Origin of the sequence: Kitasatospora sp. NPDC051914 (genome assembly GCF_040680995.1) — a bacterium.
GTDB lineage: Bacteria > Actinomycetota > Actinomycetes > Streptomycetales > Streptomycetaceae > Kitasatospora.
Genome location: NZ_JBFAXX010000011.1, coordinates 26,312 through 45,218 on the forward strand (window position 1 = coordinate 26,312; position 18,907 = coordinate 45,218).

The following is an 18,907-nucleotide window of genomic DNA, read 5'->3' on the forward strand; positions in this document are numbered from 1 at the left end:
TGAGGGACGCCATGGCCGACGGGCCGGAGGACTCGCTCGCCGTCGTCACCCGCGTCCGGGCGTCCCTGAGCGCGCCCGGCGCTCCGTTCGAGGCGGAGCCCGGGCCGCGCGGCCCCCGGTACGTCCGGGGGCCGGGCACCCTGCGCGAGCTGCTCGACGCCACCCTCGCCCACGGCGACCGCCCGTTCCTGCTGGCCGGCGACCGCACGGTGACCTACGCCGAGCACCACGCCGCCGCCTCCGCACTGGCCCACCGCTGCCGGACGGTGTACGGGCTGCGCCCCGGCGACCGGGTGGCGATCGCCATGCGCAACCTGCCGGAGTGGCAGACCGCCTTCTGGGCGGCCCAGTCGGCCGGCCTGGTCGCCGTCCCGCTGAACGCCTGGTGGGGGGCGGAGGAGCTGGCGTACGCGCTGGACGACTGCGCCCCCGGGCTGATCGTCGCCGACCCGGAGCGCACCGCGCGCACCGCGGGGTGGGCCGCGGCGCACGGCGTCCCGCTGCTCACGGTCGGCGTCGACGGCCCGCACGACCGCTTCGAGGACCTGCCTGCTTCCGGGCCGCCCGCGCCCGAGCCGTCCGCGGGCCCCGAGGACGTGGCCACCGTCATCTACACCTCGGGCACCACCGGCCGGCCCAAGGGCGTGGTCGCCACCCATGCCAACTGGTGCGCGGGCGCCCACACCCCGCGCTTCTTCGCGGCCCAGGCGGCGCTCTGCCGGGGCGCCTCGCCGCAGGCCGCACCGCCGCCGGCGGTGCTGATGACCTTCCCGTTCTTCCACGTGGCGGCCTTCACCACGATGCTCCTGGTGATGGCCGCGGGCGGGCGGGCCGTACTGATGCACCGCTGGGAGCCGGACACCGCACGGGGGCTGATCGACCGGCACGGCGTCTCGACCTTCGTCGGCGTGCCCACCACCGCGCTGGGCCTGCTCGACGCGGCCGACGCCGCCGGCGACCCGCTGGCCGGCCTCACCATGATCAGCACCGGTGGCGCCCCGGCCCCGCCGGGCCTCGCACCCAGGATCGCCCGGCGCTTCGGCGGGCGGGTCGAGGCCCGCAACGGCTACGGGCTGACCGAGACCTGCGGCGGGGTGACCGCCAACGTCGGCGCCCGCTACCTGGCCCGCCCGGATTCGATCGGCCGCCCCTGCCCGGCGGTGGAGGCCAGGATCGCCGGCCCGGACGGGGCCGTCCTGCCCGATGGCCTGGTCGGCGAGCTGCAGCTGCGCGGCCAGGCGGTGTTCCTCGGCTACCGGGGGGATCCGCAGGCCACCGCCGCGGCGTTCACCGCCGACGGCTGGTTCCGCACCGGCGACCTCGCCCGCCTGCAGGACGGCGAGCTGTCCGTGGTGGACCGGCTGAAGGACGTGGTGATCCGCGGCGGCGAGAACGTCTACTGCGGCGAGGTCGAAGGGGTCCTGCTCGGCCATCCGGGCGTCGCGGACGCCGCGGTGGTGGGCGTGCCGCACCCGCTGCTGGGCGAGGAGGTGGCGGCGGTGGTCGTGCCGCGGCCCGGCGCGGAGCCGGACGCGGAGGCCCTGCGTGCGCATGCGGCGGCCCGGCTGGCCGCGTTCAAGGTGCCCGCGCACGTCGTCTTCCGCACCGAGCCGCTGCCGCGCAACCCGACCGGGAAGATCCTCAAGCGGGCGCTGCGCGAGGAGGCCGGGGCGGCGCTGCCCCGGTCCTGACCCCGCGTCCCGACCCGCGCACCGGAACTCAGTTGGCGGAGGCCGTCCGGCCCTCGGTCCGCCAGGCCTCCAGCCCGGCCACCGAGGCGGCCTTCGCCTGCTGCATCGCCCGGCGCGCCTGCTCGCTCGGCGGGATCTCCATCCGGTTGACGAAGTCGCGGCCGGCCGATGCGAGGGTCGCGCACACGATCGCCGTACCGGCCAGCGAGAGCACCGCACCGATGCCGGTGAGCACCACTCCGGTGCCGAGCATGGTGCGATTGACGCGGAACTGGTTGCTGAACTTCTGGTTGGTCGCCATGCATCCACGATCGGGCCGGTCCGCTCGGCCCGCACGCCGGAACGGGTCCGGGTGCGGCCGGATGCCCTACAGGTGTCTCATGGATCAGGCCGACCCGTCCGCAAGGAGGCCGCGATGACCGAACCCGTCCGCGTCGACCTCGGCGCGCTCGCCGACGAGCACGCCGCGCTCGCCGCCGCCAGCCCGCACGGCCGCAGCGCCCATCTGCTCCTCCACGACGGCGTGCTGCGGCAGACCGTGATCGCCCTGACCGCGGGCAGTTCGCTGGACGAGCACAACGCGCCGGTCGCCGCCAGCCTCCAAGTGCTGCGCGGGCGGGTGTCGCTGACCATCGCGGGCCGGCGGCAGGAGGCGGCGGCCGGCGAGCTGCACGGCATCCCTCAGGAGCGGCACGGCCTGATCGCCCACGAGGACTCGGTCGTGCTGCTGACCGCGGTCACGAACTGACGGCCGACCCCGCTCCCGCGCCGGGCAGCACCGAGGCACCGACCAGCCGCAGGCCCTGGAGGAACTCCCGGCCGCTCGGCGCGAGTTCGGGCGAGATCACCCACTGGGAGGCCAGCCCGGCGAGCAGTGCCTGGTAGAAGGCGCCGCGGGCCAGCTCGTCCGGGGTGTCCGGCACCTCGGGAACGCCCTGGAACATCGCGGACAGCCCGAGGCGGGCCTCCTTCTGGACGCCGCCGAGCATCGCCCGCAGCTCGGGGGCGTGCTCCATCTGGGCGAGGATCTCGATCTGCACCGACCAGAGGCCGCGGTGCTCGACGAAGCTCTCCAGCACCTTGTCCCAGGCGGCGACGAACCGCTCCTGAGGGTCCGTCTCCTCCCCGAGCTCGGCCAGCACCCGGCCGAGCTCGTCGCCCCACTCCCCCAGGGCCTCCATCATCGCCTGCGTGAGCAGGGCGTCCTTGGAGCCGTAGTGGTAGCCGATGGCGGCCAGGCTGACGCCTGCGGCGGAGGCGATGTCCCGCGCGGTGGTCCGCCCGTAGCCCTTCTCCAGCAGACAGCGCTTGGCACCGGCCAGCAGATCCTCGCGATTTCCCATGCCCCGATGCTAGCTCCCACCTGGACGGGCGTCTTGTACGGGCGAGCGAGACAAGCGATTTAGACGCTTGTACTAGACGAACGTGTCACACATCCGTACAGTCATCGCCATGACCGCAACCCACGGCCGTGCCGGCCGACGCGAATGGACCGGACTCGCCGTCCTCCTCCTGCCGACGCTCGTCCTGACCATGGACATGGGCGTGCTCTTCTTCGCCGTCCCGTTCATCTCCACGGACCTGCGACCCAGCGGCACCCAACAGCTGTGGATCATGGACATCTACTCGTTCCTGCTGGCCGGGATGCTCATCCCGATGGGCGCCCTGGGCGACCGGATCGGCCGCCGCCGACTGCTGATGCTGGGCGCGGCCGGCTTCGCGGCGGCCTCGCTGCTCGCCGCACGGGCCGACGGGCCCGGCGGGCTGATCGCCGCCCGGGCACTGCTCGGGATGGCCGGAGCCACCGTCATGCCCTCCACGCTGGCGCTGATCCGCAACATGTTCCACGACCCCAAGCAGCGCCAGGCCGCCATCGGCGTCTGGACCGGCGCCATGATGGGCGGCGCCACGCTCGGCCCGGTCGCCGGCGGACTGCTGCTGGACCACTTCTGGTGGGGCTCGGCCTTCCTCGCCGCCGTCCCGGTGATGCTGCTGCTGCTCGCCTCCGCGCCCTTCCTGCTGCCCGAGTACCGCGCCCCGCGGCAGGGTCGCTTCGACCTCCCCGGCGCCGCCCTGTCGATCGCCGCCGTGCTGCCCGCGGTGTACGGGATCAAGACCCTCGCCGTCGACGGCCGGGGCGCGGCCCCGGCCGCCGCACTCGCCGCCGGGGCGGTGGCCTGCGCCGTCCTGGTCCGGCGGCTGCGGACCGCCGAGCACCCGCTGATCGACCCGGCGCTGTTCCGCATCCGCACCTTCACCGGTGCGATCACCGTCAACACGGTCGCGATGTTCGCGCTGATGGGCTTCACCCTCTTCACCTCGCAGTACCTGCAGCTGGTGAAGGGCATGAGCCCGCTGACCGCCTCGCTGTGGGCGCTGCTCCCCTCGGTCGGCGTGGGTGCCGCGGTCGGCGCGGTCGGCGCCCTGGCCGGGAAGGTCCGCCCGGCCCCGCTGATGACCGCGGGCTTCCTGGTCGGCGCGGCCGGCTACGGGCTGATGACCGTGGTCGCACCCGACTCGCCGCTCTGGCTGCCGCTCACCGCCGCCGGCGTGATCGCGGCCGGCACCGTCGGCACCATGACGCTCACCGCCGAGATGGTCGTCTCGGCGGCCCCGCCGGAGCAGGCGGGCGCCGCCTCGGCCGCCTCGGAGACCGCGACCGAGCTGGGCGGGTCGCTGGGCATCGCGGTGCTGGGCACGGCCGGCGCCGCCGTCTACAAGGCCCGGCTGGAGGACGGGTTGCCGGCCGGTGTGACGGGCGACGCGGCCCGGGCCGCCCACGACACGCTCGGCGGCGCGGTCACCGCGGCGGCGCAGCTCGGCGGGCGGACGGGCGAGGCCCTGCTCGACACCGCACGGGCGGCCTTCGCGGACGGCATGCACCTCGCGGCCGCGGCCGGTGTGGTCTTCCTGGTCTGCGCCGCGCTGGCCGCGCACCGCCTGATGCGGCACCTGCCGGCCGGGCCGACCGCCCGGGAGCCGGAAATGGTCCAGACCACCATCGAGGAATCACCTGCATTTTGACCGTGGTTTCCGGGCCGGTGTATACGTCCGTCGCTCCGGCCAGGCATACTGGCCGGAGTCGGGCACCTCCGTCCGGCGCTCCTCTAGCGACGAGAACTCCTCGGAAGGACCGGTGGTCAGGGATGTTCCGTAACGGTCTCGAGCCCTGGCACATCCTCGTGATGGTGGCAGTGCTCGTCCTGCTGTTCGGCTCGAAGAAGCTGCCCGAGATGGCCCGCGGGCTCGGCAAGTCCATGCGCATCCTGAAGGCCGAGACGAAGGCGCTCCGCGAGGACGACGCCCCGGCCGACGCGCAGAACACCACCGCCTCGTCGACCGCGGCCGAGCAGCCGCGCCCGGCGGTGAACCCGACCAGCATCACCACCGCCGCCGAGACGAACAAGTCGTCCACCAGCGCCTGATTCCACCCGGAGCCGCCGGTCCCCCGCCAGAGGGAGGCCGGCGGCTCCGGCGTTCTCCCGACTGGCCCACCCGCCCGGGCCGGTGTCTGCTGGGACGCATCGCATCCCTGGGTGGAGGCACCGATGGCCAGCAGCACGCCGGCCGGGCCGGACGGCCCCGTACCGGCCCCGCCGCCCGTGCGGGCCCCCGCGGCCCCGCACGGGCGGCACCGGCTGCGCTCCGCCGCGGCCGCCGTGCTGATCGTGCTGGCCGTGCTGCTCACCCCGTTGGCCGTGGTCGCCGCCTGGACGGAGTCGGAGATCACCGACCCCGACCGGTACGTCGCCACCATGGCGCCGCTCGCCGACGACCCGGCGGTGCAGGCCGCCGTCACCGACCGGGTGACCGCGGCGATCGTCGAGCGTCTCCCGGTGGAGTCCCTGGTCTCCGACCTCGCCCCGGGCGGCGCCCCGCTGCTGGACGCCCTCCTGCAGCGCCTCGGCTCCGCCCTGGGCAGCGGGGTCACCGGGCTCGTCCACGACGGGGTGCAGCGCCTGGTGCAGAGCGACGCCTTCCCGGCGATCTGGGACGACCTGAACCGCAGCGCCCACGCCGCCGTGGACCGGGCGCTGACCGGAAAGGGCGGCGGCGCCGTGGAGATCCGGGACGACACGGTGACCCTCGACCTCGCGCCGGTGATCGACCGGGTCAAACAGGCGCTGGTCGCCGACGGAGTGGTGGCGGCCGACCGCATCCCGGAGATCCACACCTCGTACGTACTGGTCAAGTCCGACCAGGTGGACGACGTCCGCACGCTGGTCCGGCTGTTGTCGCTGTCCGGGTACTGGGCGGCGGTGCTGGCGGCGGCCTGCGCGGTGGGCGGGGTGCTCGCCGCGGTGCGGCGGCGCCGGGCGGCCGTGGCCGCAGCCCTGGGCACGGCCGCGGCCGCGGGGCTGCTCGGGCTCGGGCTGACCGCCTTCCGGGCGGTCTACCTGGACAGGCTGCCCGCGGGCGTCGACCAGGACGCCGCCGCCGCGGTCTACGACACCCTCGTCCGCTACCTGCGCGACGCGGTGCGGCTGGTGCTGGTGCTCGGCCTGCTGGTGGCGCTGGGCGCCTGGCTGAGCGGGGCGGGCCGCTCGGCGACCGCGGTGCGCGGCCTGTGGCGGGCGGGCCTGGGCGGCGTCCGGACGGCCGCGGGCCGGATGGGGCTGCGGCTCGGGCCGGTCGGCCGGTTCGTCCACCGCTTCAAGGCGTGGCTGTGCTGGGCGGCGGTGGGCGCGGCGGTGCTCGTCCTGCTGCTCTGGAACCACCCGACGGCCCTGGTCGCCGTCCGGCTCGGTGTGGCGTTGCTCGCCGTCCTCGCGGTGGTCGAGCTGCTGGACGACCCGGGTGCCCCGGCGGGCCCGGCGAAGGAGGTGGGGGCGTGAGGCGGCGTCCGAACCTGTGGGGACTGGCGCTCATGCTCGGCGGGCCGGCGCTGATGCTGACCGCGTGGTTCCTGGTGCCGATAGGCGTCTTCGGCCCGGGGCACCCGGCGATCAGCTGGACGGCCTTCGCGCTGGCCCTGGTGGCCCTGGCGGGAGCGCTGCTCCACGAGATCTGGGCCGAGCTCACCGAGCGGCCCGGCCACCCCGCCTTCGTGATCGTGATGCTGATCGCCGCGGCACTGATCGTCTTCGCCACCAGTTACCAGTCGCTGGCCCGGACCCCGGGGGCGTTCAACGGCGCCCTGAACACCCGGCTCGACGCGATGTACTTCACCGTGATCACCATGGCGACGGTCGGCTACGGCGACATCACCCCGGTCAGCCAGGAGGCCCGCGGCGTGGTGATGCTGCAGATCCTCTACACGCTGATCTTCCTGACCGCCGGCGCCACCTCGGTCAGCCGGCGGACCCGCAACCTGGTGGGCCGCCGGCTGGGCCAGCAGCCGCCCGAGGGGCGCCGGGACTGAACCCGTCAGTCCGCCCTGGCGTGGGCGGCCGCCGTGATCGCGCTCAGCCGGGTCTGCCAGGAGGCGAAGGTCGCGGCGGGCAGGGCGTGCCGCTTGGCGAGGTCGCGGACGGTCCGCTGGGCCGACTTCAGCTTGTCCTCGGCCCCACTCCAGTCGCCGCCCGCCATCGCGTCGGAGGCCGCGTCGAGGGTGCGCAGCAGCGCCTCCTTGCGGTCGCGGTCCTTGGCCAGATCGGCCCCCGCGACGTCGGAGCGCAGGTCGGCGAGGGCGGCCGCCGGATCGAGCTTCCCGCCCGGCGAGGCGGATCGCGAGGGGCTCGCCGACGCTGTCGGGGACGCGGTGGGCGAGGGCGCCTCGGCGGACGGCGCCGCCGCGGACGCGGAGACCGATACGGCGGGGGTGGCGGCCGCGGCGGCGCCCCCGCCGGACGGGCCGCCGCTGAACGCGAAGGCCGCGACGGCGACCACTCCCGCCAGCACGGCCGCCCCTGCGCCGGCCAGCACCAGGGGGTTGCGGCCGGTCGGCGGCTCGTGGTGCTCCTCGTGGTCCACCGGGGCCCGTCGCGGCATCTCCAGCGGCGGCAGCATCGAGGTGTGCTGCTGTTCGACGTACGGCTGCTGGGGCGCGGCCGGGAAGGCCGCGGGCGGGAAGCCGCCGGGCGGACCGGCCACCGGCGGGAGCAGCTGGGTGGCGGCGCCGAGCAGTTCGCTGGTGCGGTCGGCGGCGACCGGTACGGCGGCCAGCAGCTCCGCGCGGGCGGCGCCCGCGGTGGCGGGGCGGTCGTCCGCGTTCTTGGACAGCAGCCGCATGACCGCGACGTCCAGCGCGGGCGGGACCTCGGGGCGGCGCAGCGAGGCCGGGGCGGGCTGCTCGGAGACGTGCTTGAAGGCGATCGCGACGGGGGTGTCGCCGCCGAACGGGGGTGCTCCGGTGAGCATCTCCATGAGCACGCAGCCGACCGCGTAGAGGTCGGAGCGGCCGTCCAGCGGTGCGGCGGTGGCCTGCTCGGGCGAGAAGTACGAGGCGGTGCCCAGCACCGAGGCGCTCTGGGTGAGCTGCTGCCCGGCGGAGGCGTTGGCGCGGGCGATGCCGAAGTCCACCACCTTCACGCCGCCGTCGTCGGCGATCATGATGTTGCCGGGCTTCACGTCGCGGTGCACCAGTCCTGCGCCGTGCGCGACCTCCAGGGCCTCGCAGACGGCGGCGGCGATGCCGACGGCGCGGTCCACCGGCAGGACGCCCTGCTCGGCGAGGAGGCGGCCCAGGGTCCGGCCCTGCACCAGCTCCATGACGATGTACGGGGAGCCCTGGTCGAGGCCGGAGTCGAAGACCATGACGATCCGCGGGTGCACCAGCATCGCGGCGTGCTGGGCCTCGCGGCCGAAGCGCTCGGCGAAGCGCGGGTCGTCGGCGAGGCCGCCGTTGAGCACCTTGACCGCGACCTGGCGGCCGAGCTGGTGGTCCACGGCGCGGTAGACGGTGGCCATGCCCCCGACGCCGAGTATTTCGGTCAGTTCGTAGCGCCCGTTGAGCGCGCGTCCGATCACCCGTCCGGCTCCTCTCGCATCGGTCGTCCGGGCCTCGCCGCCCGCCTGGTGCACCTGTGCACCCTAGCGGCCCGGCGCGGAGCCGGCGGCGGGCGGCGGGACGGAGAGGCTGCCGTAGCGCTGCATCCGCTGCCAGCGCAGCCGGGAGCCGGCCAGCGCGGTGTACACCGACTGGATCACCACCAGGTACATCAGCTGGCGGTAGACGAACTGCTGCAACGGCAGGGTCCAGAGCGGGCCGAGCTTCTCGCCGTCCAGCCGGAAGGCGTAGGCACCCATGGCCATCTGCACCAGCATGAAGGCCAGCCAGAGGCCGATGATCCGGACGGGGTCGAGGAAGACCAGGCCGTACAGCGTGAAGACGTCCACCACCGGGGCCAGCAGGGGCAGCAGGACCTGGAACATCAGCAGGTAGAGCAGGCCGCGGCGACCGAGCTTGCCGGCCTGGCCGCGCTGGCGGAGTGCGCCGCGGTGCTTCCACATGGCCTGCAGGGTGCCGTAGCACCAGCGGTAGCGCTGCCGCCAGAGCGCACCGAGCGAGGCGGGGGCCTCCGTCCAGGCCTTGGCGCGCTCCTCGTAGACGACCCGCCAGCCGGCCCGGCAGAGCGCCATGGTGAGGTCGGTGTCCTCGGCGAGGGTCTCCTCGGCGACGCCGCCGATCCGCAGCAGGGCGGAGCGGCGGAAGGCGCCCACGGCGCCGGGCACGGTGGGCATGCACTCGGCGAGGTCGAAGAGCCGGCGGTCGAGGTTGAAGCCGACCACGTACTCGATGTGCTGCCAGCGGCCGAGCAGACCGCCGCGGTTGACCACCTTGGCGTTGCCGGAGACCGCGCCGACCCGGCGGTCGGCGAAGGGCTGCACCAGCATCCGCACGGCGTCCGGTTCGAAGACGGTGTCGCCGTCGACCATGACGACGAGCTCGGCGCGGGCGTAGCGCAGGCCGAGGTTGAGGGCGGCGGGCTTGCCGGAGTTCGGCTGCCGGAACACCCGGACGTACGGGAGGTTCAGCGACTCCACCAGGTCGGCGGTGCCGTCGGTGGAGCCGTCGTCGACGACGATCACCTCGACCGGGTGGTCGGAGGCGAGCAGGGAGCGGACGGCTGCCTCGATGCCGGCGCTCTCGTTGTAGGCCGGGACGATCACCGACACCGGTTCGGTGACCGGCGGGCCCCAGCCGTGGGCGCGCAGCCGCTTGTGCCGGCGGGCGGCGGCGAGCAGGGCGACCGCCCGCAGCACGCCGATCGCGCCGGCTGCCCAGAGCAGCCAGTCCAGCAGGTCGAGCACCCACGAGCTGGCGCCGAGGACGGCGATCAGGGCGAGGCCCTGCCAGTGCTCGGCGGTGCCGGCCGGGCGGACGGGGTCGGCCAGGCCGACGGCGGTGGAGACGGTCTCGAAGCGGAAGCCCTCCGCCTGCAGCCGGGGCAGCAGCCGGTCGAGGGCGGCCACGGTCTGGCTGCGGTCGCCGCCCGCGTCGTGCATCAGCAGGATCTGGCCGTCGCGGCCCTTCGGGGTGGCGGCGGCCACGATCGCGTCGGTGCCGGGGCGGCGCCAGTCCTCGCTGTCCTGGCTGGTCAGCACGGTGAGGTAGCCCTCCCGGCCGGCCTGTCCGACGACGTCCCAGCCGGCGTCGGTGAGTGCGTCGTTCCCGGCCGAGTACGGCGGGCGGAACAGCGTGCTGGTCCGCCCGGTGGCGCCGGCCAGGGCCAGCTGGGCCTCGCGCAGTTCCAGGTTGCGGCGCCACGGGGCGGCGGCGGAGAGGTCGGCGTGGGTGAAGGTGTGCACGCCGATCTGGTGGCCCTCGGCGACGATCCGGCGGGCCAGCTCGGGCTCGGCGGCGACCTGGGTGCCGACGGTGAAGAAGGTGGCGTGCACGCCGTGGCGGCGCAGCACGTCGAGGATCTGCGGGGTCCAGCGCGGGTCGGGGCCGTCGTCGAAGGTGAGCGCGATCGTCCCGGCGGCCGGGCGGGCGGTACGCGGTTCGGCACCGTCGTCGGCGGCGATGACCGGCCCTCCGGTGCGGACCTGCTCGGGGACGGTGGCACTGCCGCCGCGGTCGGGCGCGGCACCGTCCGCGGCGTGCCCGTACATGTGCCGGGTGTAGCCCTGCAGCAGCAGCGCGGCCGCCAGGGTGAGCACCAGGGTGGTCAGCAGCAGCCAGTGGGTGCGCAGCGGGGCCTGGCGGACGGCGGCCCGGCGGCCTCGGCGGGAGCCCTTGCGGGAGCGGGTGGCGGTAGTCACGGGGTCGCACTCACGGGGTCTTGGTGGGCTTGCGGCTGGGCTGGGCGGTCGACCTGCCGTGACCGGTGCCGGTCGGGGCGGGGGTGGCGGTCGTCGGGGCCGCGGTGGGAGTGGCCGGCGCCCGGGTGCCCGTGGTCGTGCCGGCGGTCCTGGTCGCGGCGGAGGCGGTCCGGTCGGCGCGGGCGGGGTCGGCCGCCGCTCCGCCGGTCTCCGTCCGGTCCGGGGCGGGCACCGCGGGGACAGTGGCCGCCGGGGTCGCCGTGTGCGCCGGGAGTGCGGGGAGGAAGGGGGCGTCCAGGGTCGGCCCGCCGACCAGGCTGCTGGCCAGCAGCGCGAGGTAGCCGGCGGCGGGGACGGCGAGCAGCCAGCCGGCCCTCCGGGCCCGGCGCAGGCGGCGGCCGCTGGTGTCGACGAACACCGGGGCGCCCTCGGCCGGGCGTGCGGCCACCACACGCGGGATCTGCAGCGTGTCGTCGGTCACGGCTCTTGCTCCAAACGTCGTCCCCGGGGGTGGCCCCGGCGGAGACCGGGCGGGCGGTGGATACAGGGGGGTCCACCGTCCGCCCGGGGATCCGTGGCGCCCGCCGGGGGCGGTTCCGGACGGGCGCAGGACCCGGGGGAGTACCTGCGACCGTCCGGAGAGGTTCCCGGAGGGGCGGTGGACACGGGGGAGCCCACCGTCCCCCCGGAGTCTTCGGGGGGTGGTGCATCACCGGACGGCCGACGAGCCCGGGGGGGTGTGCCCGCCGGCCGCCCGGAGCATGGGGTCACCTCATCGCGGTGCCGTTCCCGGCTGCGTCGTCGACGAGGTCCTGGGGTGCGGACCGGGTGCCGGTCCCGCCCTTGGTCGGGGTGGCGGTCGGCTGCCGGCCCTCGTTGCCGCGGCTGGCGCTCGGGGCCGCACTGGGGCTCGCGGACGGGCCCTTGGCCTTGGCGGCCTTGCAGTAGGGCTCGACCTTGGCCTCGCCGCCGGCCGCCGCGACCAGCGGTGCCATCCGCGGGTCGGCGAGCAGGTCGTGCGGCTTGCTGCCGCGGCCCGTCCCGTCGGTCCACGCCTGGCAGAGCGCGGCGAGGTCGGGCAGGGCCGAGGCCGCGGAGGCCGGGGCGGTCGCCGAGGGGGCGCTGCCGGTGCCGGACCCGGCGGTGGAGGGGGCGCCCGGGGTGCTGCTGCCGGATCGGGCGGTGGAGGAGGCGTCGGACGGCCCGGTCGCGGGGGCGGCGGGGCCGTGCTCGCGGGACGGGCTCCCGCCGAGGGCCTCGGGCAGGTTCCCGGTGCCCGCGGCGACGGCCACGCCCCCGACGGCGGTCACGGCGAACGCCGCGGCGAGCGCCTTCAGCGTGAAGGCCCTCCTTCGCGCGCGGTCCGCCATGGTTGCTCTCCCGGGTTGCGGTGCTGGTGTGCGACGAGCCTCCCGGAAGGCGGCCACGGCCTGTTCCTCCCCGGGCAGTGCGCCGTCGGCGGGTGGGGCTGCCGCGGCGGCGAGCAGCCCGGCGAGGGCCGCATGACCGGTGAGGGAGGCCCGACCGGCCTCCGAGCCGACCGCGGCACCGCCGAGCAGCTGCTCGGCCGTGTCCCGGTCGATCCGGCGGGATCGGTTCTTGCTCATCTCATGTCCTTCAGCGTCGCGGTCCGCGCGGGTGTCACACCTCGCGCGGAATTTTTTTCGGCGGGCTGCTGCCGGGGCAGTCCGGCGGCCGGACCGCCGGTCTGCTCGAGCATCCTGGCCAGCCGCTTCAGCCCGCGGTGGGCGGCCATCCGGACGCTGCCGGAGCGCTTGCCGAGCGCGCGCGCGGCGCTCTCGGCGTCGAGGCCGAGCAGCACCCGGAGCAGGACGGCCTCGGCCTGGTCCCGGGGCAGCCGGGAGATCAGGGCGAGCGCGTCGGCGGTGGTGACGGTGGCGATGGCGCTGCCTGCGGTGTCCTCGGCGGCGGCCAGGTCCAGCAGGTGGTCGACCGGGAGGTCGGCGGTGGGGCGGCGGCGCATGCGGCGCAGGTGGTCCATGGCGCGGTTGCGGGCGACCGTCACGGCCCAGCCGCGGAAACCGTCCCAGTCCCCGCTGAAGGTGCCGAGGTCGCGGGCGATCTGCAGCCAGGCCTCGGAGGCGATGTCCTCCGCGTCCTCGGGTCTTCCGCCGACCAGCACCCGCAGGTAACGCAGCAGGCCGGGCTGGACGGCTCTGAACAGCTGCCGGAAGGCCTGTTCGTCGCCTTCCTGGGCGGCCCGTACGGTGTCGGTGAGGTCCGCGTCCCGGCCGGGCGGATGGTCCGGACTGGTGATCGGGCCCGCCGGGTCGCCGACGCCCGGCCCGTGGTGGTCTGCACTGTGCACCCGCCACATCATGGGCCATCCGGGGCCGCTCCGGGGCGGGTGGGGCGAGGTCCGCGGCCGCAGGACCGCGTGAGCCGGCCGGGACCAACGTCCTGGCAGTTGCTGTCATTCGTCCGAAGCCGCCAGAGGTGACCGGGGCATACGTTGGTGGCGGGCCGCTCCACCCCTCGCGGCCCCGCTCACAGGCCCGCCTACCCCAGGACACCGTGATGACCACTGCCCGGACGCTCTTCGCGGAGGGCATGCGCGACCACCTCGCGCCCGCCCTGCGCGCCATGGGCTTCACCGGATGGCGGCACACGTTCGTCCTGCCCGACGAGCACCACTGGGCGCTGCTCGGCATCGAACTCGGCAGCGCCGACGACCGCCTCGTCCGCTACACGGTGAACCTCGGCCTCACCCCCAAGGCCGACTGGACGGCCGGCCGGGGTCGCCGCGCGCTGCGGCCCGATCCGAACACCGTCACCGGCCTGGAGGCCTGGCGGTCCAGGATCGGCCCGCTGCTGCCGGTCGGCGGCGACGTCTGGTGGCAGATCTCGCCGGGCCCGCGCTGGGCGGTCGCCGTCCAGGACACCGTCGCCGCCGTCCGCCACTACGCGCTGCCGGAGCTGTTCCGCCGGCTGGAGGGCGGCTCCGCGGGCGCCGAGTGCTACCTCGCCCCGGACGAGCTGGTCGACGTGAACGCCGCCCTGCGGCTCGCCGACGTCGCGCCGATCCGCCGCACCGAGCTGGCCGGCAGCGCCCTGCGGCTGTACGGCGACTGGTCCTCCTCCGACACGGTCGCCCGCGAGGTGCTGCGCGGCGCCGCCACCGGCTTCCTGTCGGTGGGCGACACCCGCTTCGGCTCCGTCCGCTGCCGGGACCGTGCCGGCCGCGACCTGTGGGCGTTCGGGCGCTGACCGGCGGCCGCCCGGGGAACCATCCGCCCGTGCTCGGGAGTCTGATCAGAGGGGCTCCGACGCGGACCCCTGCAACGGCTTGGGGGGAACGGGACATGACGGACGAGCGGCGCCTGGTGTGGGACGGCTGCCTCAACGTGCGAGAGCTCGGCGGGATGCCCACCCGGGACGGCCGGCGGACACGGCGCAGGGCCGTCGTCCGTGCCGACAACCTGGACCGGCTCACCGCCGAGGGCTGGGCCGCGCTGGAGGCGTACGGCATACGCACCGTGGTCGACCTGCGCAACGAGGAGGAGTACCGGCCGCTGCTGGCGCGCCCGGACGGGGTGGACCTGGTGCGGGTGCCGCTGGACGAGCTGGCCGGCTCCGAGTGGTGGGCCCGGTTCGGCGGCCTGGACGGCACCCCGCTGTCCTTCCGGCCCTACCTCGACCACTGCCCGCAGGCGGTCGCGGACGTGGTCGCCGCCGTGGGCCGGGCCCGGCCGGGCGGCGTGGTCGTGCACTGCGGCGCCGGGCGCGACCGCACCGGGCTGGCCGCCCTCGTCCTGCTCGCCACCGTGGGCGTGACGGCCGACGCGATCGTCGACGACTACCTGCTGAGCGCGGACAACCTGCGCCCGCTCTGGGCGATGCTCGGCCGCCCGGACGAGACCGCCGAGATCGAGGCGGTGCTGGACGGCGCCGGTACCACCGCCGAGACGGCACTGCTGGAGACGATCGCCGAGTTCGACCCCTCCGCGTACCTGCCGGCCGGCGCGGCCGACGCGGTCAGGGCCCGCCTGCTGGACTGACCGCCCGCCCGGCACCCCGGCCTCCGGGATCCCCGTCTGCCAGACTCCACCCATGATCGTCCGTACCGCCGCCCGCGGCGACCTGTCTGCCGTCCTCGCCCTGCTCGCCGACGAGAACGCCGTCACCGACCCGGCCACCGTGCAGGTGGGTGCGGCACACGAGGCCGCCTTCGCCGCCATCGAGGCGGACGGGCGCAACGAACTGATGGTGCTCGACGAGGGCGACGGCACGGTGCTCGGCTGCCTCCAGCTGACCCGCATCCCCGGGCTCGGCCGGGGCGGCGCGGAGCGGGCACTGATCGAGGCCGTACGGGTGCGGGCGGACCGGCGCGGCGGCGGGCTCGGCCGCCTGCTGCTGGAGCAGGCGATCGGCCGGGCCCGCGCGCAGGGCTGCGGGCTCGTCCAGCTGACCAGCAACAAGCGCCGCCGCGAGGCCCACCGCTTCTACGCCTCGTTGGGCTTCGAGCGCAGCCACGACGGCTTCAAGCTGACGCTCTGAGGCGCGGCCGGCCGGGGCCGCTCCGGTCAGAAGCCGCTGACCGGGGTGCCGACCATCCTGGTGCGGCCGTCGGCGCGGGTGGCGAGGCCGGCGGCCAGGCGCAGCGAGCGGGCGGGGCCGAGGAGTTCGAGGGCCTCGTCGACCTCGGCCCAGCGGTGGTCGTCGAGTTCGCCGGCCGGCAGGGTGATCGGGGTGTCGGCCGGGATCGTGCCGAGGTCGAACAGGAAGTGGCAGGCCGGGTGGTCGAGTTCGGCGGAGGGGTTGGTCCAGCCGACGGCCAGCAGTTGGCCGGCCTCCTTCTCGATGCCGGTCTCCTCGGCGAGTTCGCGGGTGGCGCACTGCTGCGGGTTCTCGCCGAGGTCGACGGTGCCGCCGACGAACTGCCAGTGGTCGCGGTAGCCGGCCTTGACGATCAGCACCCGGCCCTGCGGGTCGGTGATCAGGCAGCCCGCGGCGGCGTAGACGCGGGGCAGGGAGGCGAGCCACTCTTCACGGGACTGCAGCAGCGGGCTGTCGGACATCGGCGCTCCTCGGGTCGGTCGGCCGCCCGGCGGCGGCACGCACCCCACTCTTCCGCATCGGCGCCGCCGCCCGTGGCCGTCCTGCCCGGCCGCGTCCGCACGGGCGGCCGCGCCCCTGCCGGTGCGGCGGAGCGCGGCTCGCGGGCGGGCCGGATCAGTGCGCGGAGTGCTTCTCCGCGCCGCGGTGCCGGTGGCCCGGCAGTTCGACGTGCTGGGCCACTCCGGCCATCGGGCCGGCGGCCGTGTCGGTGCGGCGTCCGCCGTGGCTGAACACGGCGTCGCCGAAGTACGGTCCGCTCCGGGCGGCGGCCGGGGTGTCGGTGTGGAGCTGCGGGGTGAGCGGGCCCGGATTGGTGGCCATGCCGCGGCGTTCGAGGAGCTCCTGGGTGCCGCGGCGGAGTTTGGTCATCTTCCCTGTGGTCTGCTTGGCCATGGTCTGCCTCCCTTCGGCAGCCGGGCCGCCCGCTGGGGGCGCTGGGCTCGAGGAACACCGGCCGCACGGGGTTTTATGTCCGGATTTTAGCCCTTTCATACCTGGGTGCACGCTTCACCGCGCGGCAGCGGTCCGCCGTTCCCCACGGGCCCGGCACCGCGATGTGGGAGCATGCCGCGTGGCCACGCTGACCCCTGCCGAAGAGCTGCGGACCGCACCCGCGACCCCGCGTCACCGGCGGGTGCGACACCCCGCGGCGCTGACCCGCGCCCTGATCGGCCTCGCCGTGACCGGGCTGATCCTGCTGATCGCCCAGTACGCCCAGGGCACCGCCGGCGGCATGGACGCCGATGTCGTCGAGGGCAGCGGGCTGCTCCCCCGGCCGCCGGTACGGCTGGTGGCCGCCGTCAGCGCCGCCGCCCTGCTGGTGGTGCCGCTCGCCTTCGCCGTCGGCCGGCTGCTGCGCCGCGCCGGCCGGCAGATCGCCGACGGCGTGCTCGCCGCCGTCCTGGCGTACGCCCTCTCGCTCGTCCTCGACCTGGCCGCGGGCGGCCTGACCGCCCTCACCCACCCCTCCCCCGAGGGCATCGGCCGGACGGACCCGGTCTACGGGCACCTCGCCCCCGTCCTCGCCTTCATGACGGCGGTCGGCACCGGCGGCCTGCCGCGCTGGCGGACGGCCGTGGCCGCAACGCTCACCACCGCCGGCCTGTCCGGGCTGCTCACCGGGTACGCGACCCCGCTGTCGGTGCTGCTGGGGCTACTGGTCGGCTGGACCTCCGCGCACCTGGTGGCCTGGGGGCTCGGCGAGCCCACCCGGGAACCCTCCGAACTGCAGATCTGGGTCACCCTGCGCAACGCCGGCGCCCGCCCGAACACCGTCCGGGTGGCCGGGCCCTGCCGCTACCTGGTGACCCAGCACCAGGACCGGCCCGACCTCGACGTCCGGCTGCTCGACCGCCGGGCCAGCGCCCTCGGCCTCCCCCACCACGTGTGGCAGCTGCTGCGGCTGCGCACCGCACCGCTCCCGCTCGGCCTCCGCTCGCTGCGGGCCGGCCTGGAGCACCAGACCCTGCTCGCGCACGCCGCCGCCGCGGCCGGCGTACGCACCCCCGAACCGCTCGCCGCCGCCGAACTCGGGGCGGACGCCGCCCTGGTGGCGTACCGCCACCTGCCCGGCCGGCCGCTCGCCGAAGTGCCGACCGCCGAGGTCACCGACGAACTCCTCACCGACGCCTGGCAGCAGCTGCAACTACTGCAGCGGCGCTGCATCGCCCACCGGGCGCTCACCCCGGACGCCGTCCGGATCGGCCCCGACGGCGGGGTGCAGCTCGCCGAACTCGCCCACGGCGAGATAGCCGCCGGAGAACTGCTGCTGCGCCTGGACGTGGCCGGAATGCTGACCGTCCTCGCGCTGCGCGCCGGGGCGGAACGCGCGGTGGCCACCGGCGTCGCCGTCCTCGGACCCGCCGCGATCGGCGCCGCACTGCCGCTGCTGCAGCCGATCGCACTGCCCAGGGCGACCCGCGAGGCGCTGTCGACACAGCCCGAACTGGCCGCCGCCATACGCGCGGAGGTACTGCGCTGCCGCCCGCAGGCACCGGTGGAACCGGTTCGGCTGGAACGGCTGCGGCCGCGCACGCTGGCCACCGTGGCCGCCGGGATGGCGGGCGGATACCTGCTGCTGCAGGCCCTGTTCGGCGCCGGCCTGGACTCCTTCCGGGCGGTCTCCGACGCCGACCCGCTGTGGCTGGCGGCCGCCGTGCTCGCGGCGGCCGCCAGCTACGGCGCCGCCACCATGGGATTCGTCGGCTTCGTCCCGGAGCGGCTCGACCCCCGCAGCGCCCTGGCCGCCCAGGTCGCGGGCTCCTTCGTCAAACTGGTGTCCCCCGGCGGGGTCGGCGGCGTCGCCCTGAACACCCGCTTCCTGCAGTGCAGCGGCATCCCCACCGCACAGGCACTGTCCAGCGTGGGCGCCGCCCAGCTCCTCGGCCTGGTGCTCCACCTGCTGCAACTCGCCGTCTTCACCACGATGCTGGGCCTCGGCCCGCAGGCCGACCTGCCCGACCCGGCCTGGCTCGCGGCCGGACTCGGCCTGGTGGCGGCGGTGCTGCTGTCCGCACTCGCCGTGCCGTGGCTGCGGCGGCGGATCGCCGGGCTGCTGCGGCCGCTGCGCGCCGAGGTGCTGCCCCGCCTGCTGGACCTGGTGCAGCAGCCCCGCAAGCTGGCCGTCGGCGTGGCCGGCCAGTTGCTGGTGTCGATGGCCTTCGTGGCCTGCCTGTACTGCTGCGCGCTGGCGGTCGGCGCGAAGCCGTCCTTCAGTGCCGTCGCCGTGGTGTTCCTGGCCGGCAACGCGGCCGGCTCCGCCGCACCCACCCCGGGCGGCGCGGGCGTGGTCGAAGGACTGCTGACCGAGGGCCTGGTGCACACCGGCGGCATGGACCAGGGCAGCGCCTTCGCCGCGGTGATGCTCTTCCGCCTGTTGGTCTTCCTGCTCCCGGTCCTCCCCGGCTGGCTCGCCTTCACCTGGCTCCAGCGCCGCCGGGCCCTGTAGAGGGTCCAAAGGCACAGGGGCAGCACCGCAGGGGCCCCTGGAT

The 18,907-nt window shown here is 75.7% G+C and carries 19 protein-coding genes; 10 read left to right on the plus strand and 9 right to left on the minus strand.

Features of this window, described 5'->3' with window-relative positions:
- The first annotated feature begins 11 nt into the window (after positions 1-11).
- Entirely contained in the window at positions 12-1,691 is a 1,680-nt protein-coding gene (locus tag AB0M03_RS09790) for a class I adenylate-forming enzyme family protein (protein ID WP_363490552.1), read from the plus strand.
- A 28-nt stretch (positions 1,692-1,719) separates the two neighbouring features.
- Here AB0M03_RS09790 and AB0M03_RS09795 read toward each other — a convergent pair whose 3' ends face one another.
- On the minus strand, positions 1,720-1,992 hold the full coding sequence (locus tag AB0M03_RS09795) for a hypothetical protein (RefSeq protein ID WP_363490346.1): 273 nt from the start codon (positions 1,990-1,992) through the stop codon (positions 1,720-1,722).
- A gap of 114 nt (positions 1,993-2,106) precedes the next feature.
- On the opposite strand from AB0M03_RS09795, the gene AB0M03_RS09800 reads away from it, so the two are divergent.
- The gene (locus AB0M03_RS09800) at positions 2,107-2,439 is read left to right on the plus strand and encodes a cupin (RefSeq protein WP_363490348.1); all 333 of its coding nucleotides are present in this window, start codon (positions 2,107-2,109) and stop codon (positions 2,437-2,439) included.
- Here AB0M03_RS09800 and AB0M03_RS09805 read toward each other — a convergent pair.
- The gene (locus AB0M03_RS09805) at positions 2,429-3,034 is read right to left on the minus strand and encodes a TetR/AcrR family transcriptional regulator (RefSeq protein WP_363490350.1); all 606 of its coding nucleotides are present in this window, start codon (positions 3,032-3,034) and stop codon (positions 2,429-2,431) included. The genes AB0M03_RS09800 and AB0M03_RS09805 overlap by 11 nt on opposite strands.
- Positions 3,035-3,143: 109 nt before the next feature.
- On the opposite strand from AB0M03_RS09805, the gene AB0M03_RS09810 reads away from it, so the two are divergent.
- The 4 genes from AB0M03_RS09810 (at position 3,144) to AB0M03_RS09825 (ending at position 7,053) form a co-directional block, all read left to right on the plus strand.
- Positions 3,144-4,715 (plus strand): MFS transporter, encoded by a 1,572-nt coding sequence (locus tag AB0M03_RS09810; protein ID WP_363490352.1) that lies wholly within the window; start codon positions 3,144-3,146, stop codon positions 4,713-4,715.
- Positions 4,716-4,837: 122 nt separating this feature from the next.
- Positions 4,838-5,116, plus strand: a complete 279-nt coding sequence (tatA, locus tag AB0M03_RS09815; protein ID WP_363490354.1) for a Sec-independent protein translocase subunit TatA — start codon at positions 4,838-4,840, stop codon at positions 5,114-5,116.
- 123 nt (positions 5,117-5,239) lie between these two features.
- Positions 5,240-6,526, plus strand: coding sequence for a hypothetical protein (locus tag AB0M03_RS09820; protein WP_363490356.1), 1,287 nt, complete (start codon positions 5,240-5,242; stop codon positions 6,524-6,526).
- Complete coding sequence (locus AB0M03_RS09825) at positions 6,523-7,053, plus strand: potassium channel family protein (RefSeq protein ID WP_363490358.1); 531 nt, start codon at positions 6,523-6,525, stop codon at positions 7,051-7,053. The genes AB0M03_RS09820 and AB0M03_RS09825 overlap by 4 nt, the downstream gene beginning before the upstream one ends.
- A 5-nt stretch (positions 7,054-7,058) precedes the next feature.
- Here the strand turns inward: AB0M03_RS09825 and AB0M03_RS09830 are convergent, their stop codons facing one another.
- From AB0M03_RS09830 to AB0M03_RS09850, 5 genes are all read right to left on the minus strand, one after another.
- Complete coding sequence (locus AB0M03_RS09830; RefSeq protein WP_363490360.1) at positions 7,059-8,600, minus strand: protein kinase; 1,542 nt, start codon at positions 8,598-8,600, stop codon at positions 7,059-7,061.
- Positions 8,601-8,663: 63 nt separating this feature from the next.
- Positions 8,664-10,838 (minus strand): bifunctional polysaccharide deacetylase/glycosyltransferase family 2 protein, encoded by a 2,175-nt coding sequence (locus AB0M03_RS09835; RefSeq protein ID WP_363490362.1) that lies wholly within the window; start codon positions 10,836-10,838, stop codon positions 8,664-8,666.
- 10 nt (positions 10,839-10,848) lie between these two features.
- A complete protein-coding gene (locus tag AB0M03_RS09840) occupies positions 10,849-11,319 on the minus strand; it encodes a hypothetical protein (RefSeq protein WP_363490364.1) in 471 nt (156 codons plus the stop codon).
- Positions 11,320-11,605: 286 nt separating this feature from the next.
- Positions 11,606-12,445 carry a hypothetical protein gene (locus AB0M03_RS09845; protein ID WP_363490366.1) on the minus strand — a complete coding sequence of 280 codons (840 nt, stop codon included), beginning with the start codon at positions 12,443-12,445 and terminating at the stop codon, positions 11,606-11,608.
- Positions 12,442-13,176: an RNA polymerase sigma factor gene (locus AB0M03_RS09850; RefSeq protein ID WP_363490554.1), complete on the minus strand. Its 735-nt coding sequence runs from the start codon at positions 13,174-13,176 to the stop codon at positions 12,442-12,444. The genes AB0M03_RS09845 and AB0M03_RS09850 overlap by 4 nt, the downstream gene beginning before the upstream one ends.
- A gap of 200 nt (positions 13,177-13,376) precedes the next feature.
- Here AB0M03_RS09850 and AB0M03_RS09855 point away from each other — a divergent pair, with 200 nt between their 5' ends.
- From AB0M03_RS09855 to AB0M03_RS09865, 3 genes are all read left to right on the plus strand, one after another.
- A complete protein-coding gene (locus AB0M03_RS09855; protein WP_363490368.1) occupies positions 13,377-14,066 on the plus strand; it encodes a DUF4304 domain-containing protein in 690 nt (229 codons plus the stop codon).
- Positions 14,067-14,161: 95 nt separating this feature from the next.
- Complete coding sequence (locus tag AB0M03_RS09860; RefSeq protein WP_363490370.1) at positions 14,162-14,857, plus strand: tyrosine-protein phosphatase; 696 nt, start codon at positions 14,162-14,164, stop codon at positions 14,855-14,857.
- Positions 14,858-14,909: 52 nt separating this feature from the next.
- Positions 14,910-15,356, plus strand: a complete 447-nt coding sequence (locus tag AB0M03_RS09865; protein WP_363490372.1) for a GNAT family N-acetyltransferase — start codon at positions 14,910-14,912, stop codon at positions 15,354-15,356.
- Between the two features lie 26 nt (positions 15,357-15,382).
- Here the strand turns inward: AB0M03_RS09865 and AB0M03_RS09870 are convergent, their stop codons facing one another.
- Positions 15,383-15,877: an NUDIX hydrolase gene (locus AB0M03_RS09870; RefSeq protein WP_363490374.1), complete on the minus strand. Its 495-nt coding sequence runs from the start codon at positions 15,875-15,877 to the stop codon at positions 15,383-15,385.
- Between the two features lie 154 nt (positions 15,878-16,031).
- Positions 16,032-16,310, minus strand: a complete 279-nt coding sequence (locus AB0M03_RS09875) for a hypothetical protein (RefSeq protein WP_363490376.1) — start codon at positions 16,308-16,310, stop codon at positions 16,032-16,034.
- Positions 16,311-16,488: 178 nt separating this feature from the next.
- On the opposite strand from AB0M03_RS09875, the gene AB0M03_RS09880 reads away from it, so the two are divergent.
- Positions 16,489-18,864, plus strand: coding sequence for a lysylphosphatidylglycerol synthase transmembrane domain-containing protein (locus AB0M03_RS09880; RefSeq protein ID WP_363490378.1), 2,376 nt, complete (start codon positions 16,489-16,491; stop codon positions 18,862-18,864).
- Positions 18,865-18,907: the final 43 nt, after the last annotated feature.

Excerpts from the sequence above, each read along its gene's own strand:
- AB0M03_RS09790 (WP_363490552.1), top strand. The coding sequence starts at position 12 with ATGGCCGACGGGCCGGAGGACTCGCTCGCCGTCGTCACCCGCGTCCGG.
- AB0M03_RS09795 (WP_363490346.1), bottom strand. The coding sequence starts at position 1,992 with ATGGCGACCAACCAGAAGTTCAGCAACCAGTTCCGCGTCAATCGCACC.
- AB0M03_RS09800 (WP_363490348.1), top strand. The coding sequence starts at position 2,107 with ATGACCGAACCCGTCCGCGTCGACCTCGGCGCGCTCGCCGACGAGCAC.
- AB0M03_RS09805 (WP_363490350.1), bottom strand. The coding sequence starts at position 3,034 with ATGGGAAATCGCGAGGATCTGCTGGCCGGTGCCAAGCGCTGTCTGCTG.
- AB0M03_RS09810 (WP_363490352.1), top strand. The coding sequence starts at position 3,144 with ATGACCGCAACCCACGGCCGTGCCGGCCGACGCGAATGGACCGGACTC.
- tatA (WP_363490354.1), top strand. The coding sequence starts at position 4,838 with ATGTTCCGTAACGGTCTCGAGCCCTGGCACATCCTCGTGATGGTGGCA.
- AB0M03_RS09820 (WP_363490356.1), top strand. The coding sequence starts at position 5,240 with ATGGCCAGCAGCACGCCGGCCGGGCCGGACGGCCCCGTACCGGCCCCG.
- AB0M03_RS09845 (WP_363490366.1), bottom strand. The coding sequence starts at position 12,445 with ATGAGCAAGAACCGATCCCGCCGGATCGACCGGGACACGGCCGAGCAG.
- AB0M03_RS09850 (WP_363490554.1), bottom strand. The coding sequence starts at position 13,176 with ATGTGGCGGGTGCACAGTGCAGACCACCACGGGCCGGGCGTCGGCGAC.
- AB0M03_RS09855 (WP_363490368.1), top strand. The coding sequence starts at position 13,377 with ATGACCACTGCCCGGACGCTCTTCGCGGAGGGCATGCGCGACCACCTC.
- AB0M03_RS09860 (WP_363490370.1), top strand. The coding sequence starts at position 14,162 with ATGACGGACGAGCGGCGCCTGGTGTGGGACGGCTGCCTCAACGTGCGA.
- AB0M03_RS09865 (WP_363490372.1), top strand. The coding sequence starts at position 14,910 with ATGATCGTCCGTACCGCCGCCCGCGGCGACCTGTCTGCCGTCCTCGCC.
- AB0M03_RS09870 (WP_363490374.1), bottom strand. The coding sequence starts at position 15,877 with ATGTCCGACAGCCCGCTGCTGCAGTCCCGTGAAGAGTGGCTCGCCTCC.
- AB0M03_RS09875 (WP_363490376.1), bottom strand. The coding sequence starts at position 16,310 with ATGGCCAAGCAGACCACAGGGAAGATGACCAAACTCCGCCGCGGCACC.